Consider the following 13,485-nt stretch of genomic DNA (forward strand, 5'->3'; position numbering starts at 1 on the left):
AGTATGATAAGAGTAACAGACTTAAACGGAAGAAGCTACATATTAAACTCAGACCTTATAGTAAGAATTGACTCCGTTCCAGAAAGTAGAATATTACTTACAACAGGAGAAAAAAATCTTGTAAAAGAGTCTGTAGATGAGATAGTAGATAAAGTGATAAAGTATAAAAGGAAAATAAATGTAGGTTATATTAGGAGCGAAAAGTAATGAAAAAAACAGATTCACTGACATTCATTGGACTAATATTATCTACAGTATTAGTTTTATTTGGAGCAGTAAAAGGAAGTAGTTCAGGATTAAAAAGTTTCTTTGATTTTTCATCAATATTAATAACAGTATTTGGGTCATTTGGAGCGTTGATGATTACATTTACTATTGATGACATGAAACTTATAAAAAATGCATTACAATACTCATTTAAAACAACGAGTATATCAAGATTAGACTTATTGAATCAATTTAAAGCACTTTCAAAAAAAGCAAGAAGAGAAGGTCTTTTGTCAATAGAAAGTGATGTAATGAAAATACAAGACCCATTTATGAAAAAAGGATTAGAGTTATGTATTGATGGTCTGGAAGTCAATGAAATAAGGTCTATATTAGAATTAGAGATAGATTCTGTTGAAGATACAAATAACAGATATTCAAAGATATTTAAAACTTGGGGAACATTCGCACCTGCATTTGGAATGTTGGGGACTCTAATCGGTCTTATACAAATGCTATCTGACCTTACATCACCAGATTTGATTGCTTCTGGTATGGGAAAGGCGTTAATTACAACATTTTATGGTTCTCTACTTGCAAATATTGCTTTAAATCCAATTGCATATAACATAGATGAAAAAACGGAAAAAGAAGTTTACATAAAAGAGATGATGCTGGAAGGTATAATAAGCATACAATCTGGTGAAAGCAGTATAGTAGTTGAGGAACGTTTAGCGACATACCTTTCAAAAACTGAAAAATTACAGTTTATGAAATCCAATAAAAATACAGAAAGAGCAATGAGTAATGGCGCGTAGAAAAAATAAAAAAAAAGATGAGATAAATCCAGATGCATGGTTGGCCACTTATGCAGACACAATAACTCTAATTCTTACATTTTTTGTACTTCTATATGCAACATCAGTTGTAGATATGGAAAAATTTAAAAATATATCAGATGCATTAAAAGGTCAGTTTTCTGGAGTAAGTATGTTTAACACAGGTTCAAGTACAAGTGCAAAGTCTCCAATAGATAGTGGTTTAGTGGATAAAAATGATAAGTCAGATTTAGAACAAGATTTAAAAGATAAGGTTAATAATTCTAACTTGCAAAATAGTGTAACAGTTAAGGATGATAGTAGAGGGATTTTATTAGAGTTAGATGACTCAATATTATTTGACTCTGGGAGTTCGGAGTTAAAAGTTGATAGTAAAGCTACTCTAAATAAAGTATATGACATGATAAAAATGATGAAAAATAAGATAGTTATAGAAGGTCATACTGATAATGTACCTGTAAAATCAAGTACACATGAGTCCAATTGGGATTTATCTTCTAGTAGAGCAGTAAGTGTTGTAAGATACTTTGTAGAAGAAAAGGGCATGGACCCTAAATTGTTTTCAGCAACAGGATGTGGAGAGTATCAACCTTTAGTTTCAAATGATACAGCAAAGGGAAGAGCTGAAAATAGAAGAGTTAATATACTTATAACTATCGACTAGGAGGAAGAGTTTTGTTCAAAAATAAAAAAATTATTCTAATTATTTTGATACTGATTGTTTTCTCAGCAGGAGCAGGGTTTTTTATATTAGGTAAAGGTGGAAGTGGACAAATTGATAAGATTATAGGTTTGTTTATTCCAACAGGAAAAGCTAAAGATGAAATAAAGACAGAAAATCTTGATTTAGAAGAAATGGTATTGAAGCTAGCTGATGAAGGTGTAAGATATTTAAAGGTGTCAATAACTGTATCTTATGATGCTTCATATAAAGATATAGAAAAAAATACACCTTTAATTAGAGATAATATTATAAATTGCCTTATGGCAAAAAGAGCAGATGATTTTGCTGCTGAAAACCTAAATAATATAAAAGATGAAATAAAAAATACTTTAAATACAAATTTAGGTGGAAATGTAATACAAAACATATATTTCACAAATATATTAGTACAATAAAAGGATGGTAAGACATGATACTTTATTTATTAAAGATATTAATATGTATTCCAATAATTTTAATATTGATAGTCTTATCTTTAAAAATTAGCCAGGGAACTTTATTAAAAAAATACAATGACAAATATGTAAAAATACTAGACATTGTAAGTATAAATAAAAACAATAGCATAATAATTTTAAAAGTAGGTGAAGAAGGATGTATTATTGCATCTTCTTCAGCTAGTATGAATAAGATAAAAGATTTGACCAAAGAAGAAATATCAAAAATAGAAGATGACATTAAAGAGAGAAATTTTAAAATCCAAGATTTTAAAATGGAAAAAATCAAAGCAAAATATGATTTCAGTAGATATATTGGAAAATTTACAAAAAAGGAAGATAAGTAAATGGAACTATTATCAAAATTACCTTTGTCTGACGTACCATATACAAGTTCAATGCAATTGTTTTTATTTCTAACGGCATTAATGTTTTTACCATTTGTAATGTTCATGATGACAAGCTTTGTTAGAATAGTCATAAGTTTATCATTTTTGAAATCAGCATTAGGAGCACAACAAGCAATTCCAAGTCAAGTTTTGGTAGGGCTTGCGATAGTATTGACAATATTTATAATGAGACCAGTATTAAATGAAATAAACGAAAAGGCATTACAACCATATATGAAAGAAGATATTACTATGGAAAAAGCCATGAAAGAAGCAGAAGTACCTATTAAAGAGTTTTTACTAAAGCAAACTAGACAAACTGACTTAGATTTATTTGTAGAACAAGCAGGGTTAAAAGAAAAAAAATTAACTCGTGAAAATATACCCTTATCTGTTGTAGTTCCAGCTTTTGCAATAAGTGAACTAAAAACTGCTTTTCAAATAGGTTTTTTAATATACATACCATTTTTGATAATAGACCTTGTTGTAGCAAGTGTTTTAATGTCTATGGGAATGTTTATGTTGCCTCCAGTTATGATATCATTACCATTTAAGTTGTTATTATTTGTAATGGTGGATGGATGGAACTTGATAGTAAAAACATTGATATTGGGATTTGGATAGGAGAAAAATAATATGAGTGAATTTATGATAATGAGTGTTCTTAAAAATGGTATGTTTACAGGAGCTATGATTGCAGCTCCAGTACTCATTGTTTCTCTTGTAGTTGGACTTTTAATAAGTGTATTTCAAGCTACAACTCAAATCCAAGAGCAAACTTTGACATTTGTACCAAAACTAATAGCAATTCTTTTGGTAGTAGCTATTGGTGGAAGTTGGATGTTACATACTCTTATTAGTTTTACTTCTGAGATATTCAATATGATGTCTCTTATAACTAAGTAAGTAGGATACATATGATTTTTGTATTTATTAGAATAGTAGCCTTCTTTGGAACATTGAGAATGCTATTTCCAGCTGGTACGCCTGCTTTATTTAAGTCACTCTTTGCAATCATTATATCAATATTGATTTCAAGTACTATGCAAATTGAATATGTAACAAATATAGACAATATTGTAATGTTTACTTTATATGGTATAAATGAGACTATAACAGGGATTATTCTTGGATATATAACGAATCTATGTTTTTACAGTATCAGAATGGCAGGTTCTATGATGGACCAACAGATGGGATTATCAATGATTAATATGTTTGACCCAAACTCAATGACTCAAACAACTCTAATTGATAATCTTATGAACTGGACAGCAATTATGATATTTTTTAGCATGGATGGTCACCATATTTTAATTCGAGGTATAAGGTATAGTTTTGAGTTAATTCCAATAGGGAAATCATTTATAGATAATAATATAGATTATATAATAAACATATTTGTGCAGTGCTTTATAACTGGGTTTAAAATAGCAATACCTATTGTACTTTGTCTGCTTATGGCAGATTTTATATTAGGTCTTATATCAAGAAGTGTACCTCAACTAAACGTAATGATAGTTGGTATGCCATTAAAAATATTGGTTGGTATAGCATTATTTATCATATCAATACCTTTAATTGTCAACCAAATAAGTCATTTATTGAGTCAAATACCAAAGATGTATGAGGGAACTTTTGCATTAGCCCCTATGTTTTTTATGGGTTCAACAGACAAAACAGAAGACGCTACTCCAAAGAAAAGGGGAGAACAAAGAAAAAAAGGTAATATAGCAAAAAGTAGAGAATTACCTGTTGCAATGACCTTATTTGCATTCACTTTGTTAGTCCCTACATTATTTTCATATGTAGTAGACACACTTAAATCTTCACTCAATCATTTTTTAAGCGTGAATTTTTATATGAACATAAATTATTCAAACCTAGAAAACTTAATTATAGTAGGATTAATGGATTTTTTCAAGATATTTTTGCCTATAGCTATTCCATTTTTGGTCTTAGGTGTAGTAGCTAACCTATTTCAAGTGGGAATATTATTTACTGGGGAAACTTTGAAACCAAATTTATCAAAATTAAATCCAATTAGTGGATTCAAAAACATGTTTTCTATGAGAAGTTTATCAACTTTAATAAAGGATACAGCAATTATATCTGTCTTAGCTTACATAGGATATAAATTTTTTCAAGATAATTATTTAGATATCTTAAAACTAGGGAATATATACTTACCAACTTTAATGTATACAGTTAAAGACTTAGTATATTCCATATTAAGTAAAATTTGTATAGCTATGATAGTTATAGCAGTTGCAGATTATTTTTATCAAAGGTATAGTCATAAAAAACAACTGAGAATGACAAAACAAGAAGTTAAAGATGAATATAAAAACTCAGAAGGAGACCCAGAAATAAAAGCTAAGATAAAACAAAAACAAAGACAAATATCATCTCAAAGGACTATGCAAGCAGTACCAAGCGCTACTGTAATAGTAACCAATCCAACTCACTTATCTATAGCAGTGAGATATGAAAAAGGGAAGGACCAAGCTCCAGTAGTAGTGGCAAAAGGTGCAGATTATTTAGCTTTTAAAATAAGGGAAATCGCAAAGGGAAATGACATCCCAATAATAGAAAATAAACCCATTGCTAGGTTGTTATATAAGCAAGTAGAAATAGACCAAGAAATTCCAGAGGACATGTATCAAGCTTTTGCAGAGATCTTAGTAGCAGTATATAAAATCAAAAATAGATACAAAGTCCCAAAAAGGTAGGATAAGTAATGAATAAGTTTAATCTAAAAGAACATATGGACGTAATAGTGGCTTTTGGTGTTGTAGGAATTGTTCTTATGATGATAGTGCCATTACCTACATTTATATTAGATATTTTACTGGCAATTAACATAAGTTTATCTGTGCTAATTTTATTAATGACATTATTTACAACAAATGTACTTGATTTATCTATATTTCCAACAGTGTTACTTGTTACAACACTATTTAGATTGGGATTAAATCTTTCATCAACTAGATTAATTTTAACTCAAGGATACGCAGGTGAAGTTATAGAGGCATTTGGAAGTTTTGTTGTAGGTGGAAATTACGTAGTAGGGATAATTATATTCCTAATTATATTAATTGTTCAATTTGTCGTTATAACTAATGGTTCTGGAAGAGTATCTGAAGTAACAGCTAGATTTACGTTAGATGCCATGCCAGGGAAGCAGATGAGTATAGATGCAGATTTAAATGCAGGAGTTATAGATGACAAAACTGCTAGAAAAAGAAGAAAAGAACTCCAACAAGAAGCTGATTTTTATGGTTCTATGGATGGTGCAAATAAGTTTGTAAAAGGAGATGCTATAGCAGGTCTTATAGTAACAGCAATAAATATAATAGGAGGAATTGTAATAGGAGCTGTAATGCTAAACATGACTCTTATGGGTGCAGCTCAGACTTATGTAAGACTTACTATAGGTGATGGACTTGTAAGCCAGATACCAGCTCTACTAATATCCACATCAGCTGGTATAATCGTAACAAGAGCTTCGACTGATGAAAACTTTGGTGACTTAGTAGGTAAGCAATTAACAGCAATACCAAAAGCAGTAATGATGACTGGTTGTGTTTTAATTATACTTGGTATGATGCCTGGATTACCCAAGCCAGCGTTTTTTTCACTGGGAATAGGTGCAATAGCAGCAGGTTACTTCTTAGGAAGAGAAAAGAAGGATACCTTAGAAGATTTAGATTTTGAAAAACCTGATATGGTAAATCCAGACAAAAACGAAGTAGAAGATGTAACAAACTTAATAAATGTAGAAGCTATAGAAGTAGAAATTGGATATGGCTTAATATCTTTAGCTGATGAATCAGCAGGAGGAGATTTACTTCAGAGAATAGCATCAATAAGAAGACAATGTGCCATAGACATGGGTATAGTTGTACAACCTATAAGAATAAGAGATAATTTACAACTAAATCCAAACCAATATAACATAAAGATAAAAGGTAATGTAGTTGGTGGATATGAGATAATGCCTAATATGGTTTTATGTATGGACCCTATGAATCAAGGTTTTAATATATTTGGAATAAAGACAATTGAGCCTACTTTTGGAATAGAGGCACTTTGGATAGAAAGTGATAAGGTAGAAGATGCAGAGTTAAAAGGTTATACAGTTGTAGATTCATCCACAATACTTATAACCCATTTACTAGATATAATAAAATCCAATGCACATGAGTTACTGGGAAGACAAGAAGTTAAGACTATTATAGATGCAGCAAGAGAAAATTATAGTGCTGTAGTTGATGAGTTGATACCAGACTTAATGACACTTGGTGAAGTTCAAAAAGTACTTAAAAATCTGTTGAGAGAAAAAGTAAATATAAAGGATAGGGTTACAATCCTTGAAACACTTGCAGACCAGTCCAGGAACACAAAAGACATAGAGCTTCTTACTGAATATGTGAGAATAGCTTTAGCTAGAAGTATTTGTACGAATTTGGTGGATGAAGATAAGTCAATTGTAGTGGCTACATTATCTCCAGAAACCGAGGAATTGGTATCTAATAATTTACAAAGGTCTGTAAATGGAACTTATCCAGCTGTTGACCCAGAAAACACAAACAAAATATTTGAGAGTATACAAGATGTAATAGGTAATGTATATTTCAATCATAATATACCAGTAATAGTAGTATCACCAAAGATAAGAGCACCATTTAGAAAACTAGTTGAGATTGTATATCCTAATTTGACTGTACTATCATTAAATGAAATACCTAATGATGTTAAAATCAAAGCAGAAGGTGTGGTGAGCATATATGATGACGAAAAAGTATACAGCTAATACAATTCAGGATGCTATGAATCTAGCCAAAATGGAATTGGGTGACAATATTACATTAATAGATAAAAAAGAAGTAAGAAAATCTGGAATACGAGGTATTTTTTCAAAGAGAGATATCGAATTAACTGTCGGATGGGAAAAGAGAGATAATGTAGAACAAAATGACTTGAAACGAGAGGTAGAACAATTAAAGTCAATTATAAGTAATATGGGGTTTGATAATAAGAATGACAATGATATAGATAAAATATGTAAGAACCTACTAAATCTAGAGTTAAATGAAGAAATTGTAGAGTCCATAAGAACTGACTTACAAGAGATGAAGTTCAATGGAATTGATACAAGTAAAAATTTAGTGGAAAGTCTAAAGAAAAAGATTAAAATAGAAAATCCAACGATAAATGGGAAAATCGCTCTAGTCGGACCACCAGGAGTAGGTAAGACAACTACAATAGCAAAGTTAGCCGCAAAATTAGTATTTGAGGAAAATAAAAAAGTAGGTGTAATAACTATAGATACCTATAGAATTGGCGCTGTGGAGCAGTTAAAGATATATACTGACATAATGAATATTCCTTTTAAAGGAGTAATAAGTCCCGATGAGATGGAGTTGGCACTTGATGAGATGAAAGATTGTGATGTTGTATTAATAGATACTACAGGTAGAGGATATAAAAATTCTATGCAAATACTAGAAATCAAAAATCTCATAGATAAAGCTGAAACTGATAATATACACTTAGTTTTGAATTGCACAACAAGAGAAAATGATACAAAAGCAATTATAGATTCATATAGAAATGTGAACTTTAAAAGCGTAATAATTACAAAGCTGGATGAAACAATCACGTATGGTTCCATCTTTAACATAGTGAATTATGCACAAAAACCAATATCGTATATTACAATAGGGCAAAGTGTTCCTGATGACATTATAAAACCTAATGAAGATAAGATTATAAGATTACTATTAGGAGTTGAAAGTATATGATTGACCAAGCTCAAATCTTGAGAAAGATGGCAATAGAAAAAAGAGGACTTGATGAATTTATAGTGGAGAATGGGAATGCACCTAAGATAATTACAATAGCTTCTGGGAAAGGTGGTGTTGGAAAGAGTAATCTCGCTACAAATTTGTCTATCTGTTTGACTAGGCTTAATAAAAAAGTTCTTATATTAGATGCAGATATAGGAATGTCAAATATAGATATAATAATGGGTGTAAATGTAAAAGGTACGATAATTGATGTAATTAATGGAGAAAAAAATATAGAAGATATAATTTCACGTACTAAATATGGTGTGAATATAATTTCTGGAGGTTCTGCACTTAATCATATAGAAGATTTTACAGAAGCTCAAAGAAATAAGTTTATACATAGCATAGAACAGATTCATGATGTCGATTTTATAATAATTGACACAGGTGCTGGTATGAGTAAAAGTCTATTGTCATTTATATATTGTAGTACTGAATTTTTCTTAATAACAACTCCAGAACCAACATCATTAACTGATGCATATAGCTTACTAAAGGCCATAAGTAATTTTGGGATAAAGAGAAGTGCAAACATAATAATCAACAGGGTAATAAATTTAGAAGAAGCAAAATCTACATACAACAGAATAAAGATGGTTGTAGACAAATTTTTAAATCTTAATTTAGAGTTATATGGATATATAATAGATGATAAAAAAGTAGGAATATGTGTAAAAAAGCAGATACCATTTATTCTGGAATATCCTACAAGTAGCGCTTCAAAGTGTATTATATCTATAGCAAAGAGAATGGTAAGTCAGTCAAGAGAAGATATTGATGAGAATAAGGGTCTACTAAGAAAAATGTTTAGTATATTTAAAAGCTAAGGAGGCGTAGTTAATGAATAGAGAAGAATTAATAAAAGAGAATATGCCTCTTGTAAAGAGTATAGCAAGAAAATTTTTTATACCTGGGAAAGGCTTTGAATATCAAGATTTAGTAAATAGTGGAGTTATTGGATTGATTGATGCAATAAATAAGTTTGATGTTGAAAAAGGAGCAAAATTTTCTAGTTACTCTTATATAAAAATAAAATCAGCTATATTAGATGAAATTAGAAATCAAAGTCCAATCTCTAAGCATAATTTAACTAAAGTAAATAAATATAATAGAGTAGTAGAAAAATTGCAGGCTGAGTTATTAAGAGAGCCAACTTCATATGAAATTGCGAATGAATTAAATATTTCAGAAAAGGAACTTTATGATATCGAAAATAATATAGACATGCTAAATATTGTATCATTAAACCATGTAATCTTTGAAGATACAAATGAAACTGTACAAGATACAATAAGTGACAGAGATGAAGATATTCCAGCAAATGTAATAGAGGAAGAAGAAAAACTAGAAATTTTATCTCAAGCAATTTGTAATTTAAAGGAAAAGGAAAAATTAATACTTTCACTGTACTATTATGAAGATTTAAATCTAAAGGAAATAGGAAAAGTGCTAGGTGTTTCAGAATCAAGAGTTTCACAACTCCACAGAAAATCAATAAGAAACTTGAGAAGTAAAATAAAAGAACTTAAATATTCTATATAGATGGTGATTGATGTGATGATACAAATTATATTAATAGTAGTGTCTATTTTGATAATAGTAACTATAATAGCAAATTTACATAAGGAATCGAAAAACAAAGATAACAGGTACTTTGACAAAATATTTGAACAGGAATATGAGGCAAATGATAGATTGATAGTTGCAGAAAAAAGAAGATTCTTTTTAGATAAAGTACTTGCTGAAAAAAGAAGTAATAATCATATAAAAGTTTATGAAAATTATAACTTAATAAAAACTAATGAAAAAAAAGAAGATATCTTTATAGAATCAAGACAGGAAATAAAACAAGAAAATGAGCTATCTCTTAAAGTGAAACATCTTATAAATTCTGGTTATGATGATGTGGAAATATGCAAGATGCTAGATATTGGAAAGGGTGAGCTGTCATTAATAAAGAGTTGTTACAAAATATAAGAATATTATTATTTGACAAAAAAGTACTTTTAGGAATAGGGATTGGTATATTAATATCGACTTTATGTATAATGCTTTTTAGTAATAATGATATGAGCAAAGCAGAGATAGAAAAAAAGGCCAGAGCATTAGGGATGAAATATTCAAGTGAGATGAAAGTTTTAGAATAAATAATCTTGTTAAACAATTTACGAAAAAGGAGGTCATGATGTGATAAGAGGATTATATACAGCTGTTTCGGCTATGATAACAAATCAACAAAAGCAAAATGTTGTTGTCAATAATCTAGCCAATATGGACACTAATGGATATAAAAGTAAACAGCTTTTAACCAAGAGTTTTGATTCATTGAAATTAGAAGCTTACAATAACTACGTAAATGGAACTAAACAAAAGCAAGAGATAGGTGAAATAAGTCCAGGTATTTCCATGGATGAAACTATTACAAATTTTAACCAAGGTCCTATAAAGCAGACTGATAATAAAATGGATGTAGCTATTCAAGGTAAGGGGTTCTTTTTGGTTAGTGATGCAGCTGGGAATCAGTTTTATACTAGAAATGGTAATTTTAGGACAGATAATCAAGGAGACCTTATAACTAGTGAAGGATACTATGTTCTTGGAACAAATACTGTAACTGGTGCTGTGGGTCATATAAATGTAGGAAATAAGAAATTTGAAGTAGCAAATGATAATACAATATCACTGGACGGAAATGCTATGTACAAATTTAATATGGTAGATTTTAATGACTATAATAAGCTAAAAAAAGAAGGCGATAACCTGTATTCTGGAGAAGGAGCTATAAAAGCAAATAATGCATATACAATACAAAATGCTATAGAGTCGTCTAATGTAGATATGGTATCTGAAATCAATAATATGATGACAATTTCAAGAGAATATGAAGCAAATCAAAAGATAATTCAAGCTATGGATTCTAAATTAGCAAAAATAGCAAGCGAGATTGGTTCAGTAAGATAGATAATAGGAGGTGAATTTTTATGTACACAATGTTTTATACTAGTAAAACAGCTTTATCAGCAAATCAAAGTAAACTAGATATAATATCTAATAATATAGCAAATACTGATTCCACAGGATATAAAAAGCTAAATATGGAATATTCTGATTTAGTAGATGAAGTACTAAATAGACCATCTTACCCGACAAATGGTAAAGATATATCAACTGGAACTGGCTCTAAAGCCTCAGCTCCTATGAGAAATTATGAACAAGGAGCATTAGCTCCAACAAATAGTAAAAGTGACTTGGCAATAGATGGAGAAGGATTCTTTAGAGTCATAAGAAATGATGGGACATATGCATATACAAGAAATGGTGGATTTAATGTAGATGCTTTAGGTAAGATTGTAGATGATAGTGGAAATATACTAGATGTCCAATTTGATGCAGGTTATAACTACAATAATACAAATATAACTGATACAAACTTAACCGTTTCAAGAAATGGAGATTTATTTGTAGATAATAAAAAAATAGGAACGATAAATTTGTATGAGCCTACAGGAACTCAAAATTTTATATCTGAAGGAGATAGCCTATTTGTTGCAACTGATGCAGGAGAAGTCAAACAAGTTGGAAAAGTTGATATAGTTCAAGGCTACAGAGAAAGGTCAAATGTTTCTTTACAAGAAGAATTTGTTGATTTAATAGCTACTCAAAGAGCATTTCAAATGAATTCAAAAGGAATAAAGACAGCTGATGAAATGTGGCAAATAGCTAATAATTTAAGAGCTAAATAATTATGTAAGGTGAGGAATATTCATGTATGATATGAAAGATTATGATTTCGGCAAACCTCAGAGTTATTCAAGAGAAAATTTAACTTGCTTAAATTTTTTATTAGCTGAATTCTGTAAAAAATATAAAAACTATATAGTTTATGAACTTAAGTGTAATTCTAGTATGGTGGTTGAGAATATAGACCAAGTAAATTATCAAACTTTTTTAGATAAAGTGACATCTTCATGTTTAGTAGTACAAAATTCGATGGAACCTATTATGAAAAACTTTTCTTTTAGAATAGATAGAAGTGTAGCTGATATGTGGATTGATATAACATCTGGAGGAAATGGAGTTACAATAGATACTAACAGAGAACTTACAGAACTTGATAAGAAATTACTTTTACATCTTATGGAGGATTTAGTAAGAAATATGCATTTATTTGAAGGCTTTGAAAACATACAAGTGTTAGATACACATACACATATTAATTTACCACAATTGTGTTCACCAACTGCACCTGTATGTGTTGTAGATTTAAAAGTGCTAAATGATAATAAGCATATTGGTAATGTTTCACTTTGTTTCCCATACAATGCTTTAGAGGCCGTTTTGGAAAATATTTCTGTAGTAGAATTTTTAGATATGGATGCAGGGGATAATTCAGAGGAATTCACTAAGAAAATCTATGATAGTGTATCTAATATAGAATTATCAGTTATTGCAGAGATAGGTAAAGTATCAATTAATGTTGAGGATTTACTTAAACTAGAAGTTGGAGATGTAATAGTAACAAATAAAAAGATAAATGATTATATAGATGTATATGTAGAAAATTCAAAATCATACACAGCAACACCAGGATTTATATCAAGTAAAAAGGGTGTGAAAATAAATGATGCTGTCAAAAAAGAGGTGTAGTTATGGATAATAGTAATCTTATTTCAGATGAAGAAGCAAAAATGTTACTGAATGATAAAATTGAAAAAGAAATTAGTGGAGATAATGAATTAGCTTTAGAAATTTCTGAAACTAATAGAAATAATATAGATAGAATACTTGACCTTAAGTTAGAGTTATCTGTAGTTATAGGAAGAACTAAGATGAGTTTGAGAGATATTTTAAATCTAAATAAAGGTTCTCTTATTGAACTTGATACTTTAGCAGACCAAGATGTAGAAATACTAATAGACAATAAAGTACTGGCTTATGGAAAAGTGGTAGTGGTAGACTTAAACTTTGGTGTAAAAGTAACAAGTATAGTAAGTGAAGAGGACATGGTAAAATCTCTTGTTTAGAAACAAAATC

Annotated in this window: 18 protein-coding genes; all 18 read left to right on the forward strand. The window is 29.7% G+C overall.

All coding sequences use genetic code 11. The features are described from left to right. The first annotated feature begins 3 nt into the window (after nt 1–3). The 18 genes from IC219_RS13840 to IC219_RS13925 are packed head-to-tail and all read left to right on the forward strand — an operon-like array spanning nt 4 to nt 13,475. On the forward strand, nt 4–207 hold the full coding sequence (locus IC219_RS13840; protein ID WP_054268815.1) for a flagellar FlbD family protein: 204 nt from the start codon (nt 4–6) through the stop codon (nt 205–207). Then, a complete protein-coding gene (locus IC219_RS13845) occupies nt 207–1,025 on the forward strand; it encodes a motility protein A (protein WP_227434677.1) in 819 nt (272 codons plus the stop codon). Before IC219_RS13840 ends, IC219_RS13845 begins: the two co-directional genes overlap by 1 nt. Then, the gene (locus tag IC219_RS13850) at nt 1,015–1,710 is read left to right on the forward strand and encodes an OmpA family protein (RefSeq protein ID WP_227483437.1); all 696 of its coding nucleotides are present in this window, start codon (nt 1,015–1,017) and stop codon (nt 1,708–1,710) included. The genes IC219_RS13845 and IC219_RS13850 overlap by 11 nt, the downstream gene beginning before the upstream one ends. An 11-nt stretch (nt 1,711–1,721) precedes the next feature. Further along, nucleotides 1,722–2,165, forward strand: a complete 444-nt coding sequence (gene fliL, locus IC219_RS13855; RefSeq protein WP_227483436.1) for a flagellar basal body-associated FliL family protein — start codon at nt 1,722–1,724, stop codon at nt 2,163–2,165. A gap of 14 nt (nt 2,166–2,179) precedes the next feature. Continuing rightward, entirely contained in the window at nt 2,180–2,554 is a 375-nt protein-coding gene (locus tag IC219_RS13860; protein ID WP_227434680.1) for a flagellar biosynthetic protein FliO, read from the forward strand. Beyond that, nucleotides 2,555–3,220 carry a flagellar type III secretion system pore protein FliP gene (gene fliP / locus IC219_RS13865; RefSeq protein WP_227483435.1) on the forward strand — a complete coding sequence of 222 codons (666 nt, stop codon included), beginning with the start codon at nt 2,555–2,557 and terminating at the stop codon, nt 3,218–3,220. It begins immediately after the preceding gene. Nucleotides 3,221–3,232: 12 nt separating this feature from the next. Then, entirely contained in the window at nt 3,233–3,502 is a 270-nt protein-coding gene (fliQ, locus tag IC219_RS13870; protein WP_009888090.1) for a flagellar biosynthesis protein FliQ, read from the forward strand. Between the two features lie 11 nt (nt 3,503–3,513). Continuing rightward, a complete protein-coding gene (locus IC219_RS13875) occupies nt 3,514–5,328 on the forward strand; it encodes a fused FliR family export protein/FlhB family type III secretion system protein (protein ID WP_227831410.1) in 1,815 nt (604 codons plus the stop codon). Between the two features lie 8 nt (nt 5,329–5,336). After that, nucleotides 5,337–7,412 carry a flagellar biosynthesis protein FlhA gene (flhA, locus tag IC219_RS13880; RefSeq protein ID WP_227434683.1) on the forward strand — a complete coding sequence of 692 codons (2,076 nt, stop codon included), beginning with the start codon at nt 5,337–5,339 and terminating at the stop codon, nt 7,410–7,412. After that, nucleotides 7,390–8,403, forward strand: a complete 1,014-nt coding sequence (gene flhF, locus IC219_RS13885) for a flagellar biosynthesis protein FlhF (RefSeq protein ID WP_227831409.1) — start codon at nt 7,390–7,392, stop codon at nt 8,401–8,403. Before flhA ends, flhF begins: the two co-directional genes overlap by 23 nt. Continuing rightward, nucleotides 8,400–9,278: a MinD/ParA family protein gene (locus IC219_RS13890; protein ID WP_227483433.1), complete on the forward strand. Its 879-nt coding sequence runs from the start codon at nt 8,400–8,402 to the stop codon at nt 9,276–9,278. Before flhF ends, IC219_RS13890 begins: the two co-directional genes overlap by 4 nt. Before the next feature lie 13 nt (nt 9,279–9,291). After that, nucleotides 9,292–9,993, forward strand: a complete 702-nt coding sequence (locus IC219_RS13895) for a sigma-70 family RNA polymerase sigma factor (RefSeq protein WP_227434686.1) — start codon at nt 9,292–9,294, stop codon at nt 9,991–9,993. Nucleotides 9,994–10,008: 15 nt separating this feature from the next. After that, a complete protein-coding gene (locus IC219_RS13900; RefSeq protein WP_227831408.1) occupies nt 10,009–10,428 on the forward strand; it encodes a flagellar protein in 420 nt (139 codons plus the stop codon). Next, nucleotides 10,413–10,598 (forward strand): flagellar protein, encoded by a 186-nt coding sequence (locus IC219_RS13905; protein WP_227434688.1) that lies wholly within the window; start codon nt 10,413–10,415, stop codon nt 10,596–10,598. The genes IC219_RS13900 and IC219_RS13905 overlap by 16 nt, the downstream gene beginning before the upstream one ends. 40 nt (nt 10,599–10,638) lie before the next feature. Continuing rightward, entirely contained in the window at nt 10,639–11,412 is a 774-nt protein-coding gene (locus tag IC219_RS22040; RefSeq protein WP_227434689.1) for a flagellar hook-basal body complex protein, read from the forward strand. 20 nt (nt 11,413–11,432) lie between these two features. After that, nucleotides 11,433–12,194, forward strand: coding sequence for a flagellar hook-basal body complex protein (locus IC219_RS13915; RefSeq protein WP_227434690.1), 762 nt, complete (start codon nt 11,433–11,435; stop codon nt 12,192–12,194). 22 nt (nt 12,195–12,216) lie between these two features. Beyond that, nucleotides 12,217–13,098 carry a FliM/FliN family flagellar motor switch protein gene (locus IC219_RS13920; protein ID WP_227434691.1) on the forward strand — a complete coding sequence of 294 codons (882 nt, stop codon included), beginning with the start codon at nt 12,217–12,219 and terminating at the stop codon, nt 13,096–13,098. A gap of 2 nt (nt 13,099–13,100) precedes the next feature. Continuing rightward, a complete protein-coding gene (locus IC219_RS13925; RefSeq protein WP_413926950.1) occupies nt 13,101–13,475 on the forward strand; it encodes a FliM/FliN family flagellar motor switch protein in 375 nt (124 codons plus the stop codon). Nucleotides 13,476–13,485 lie beyond the last annotated feature (10 nt).

Origin of the sequence: Clostridioides sp. ES-W-0018-02 (assembly GCF_020658175.1) — a bacterium.
Taxonomy (GTDB): Bacteria; Bacillota; Clostridia; order Peptostreptococcales; family Peptostreptococcaceae; genus Clostridioides.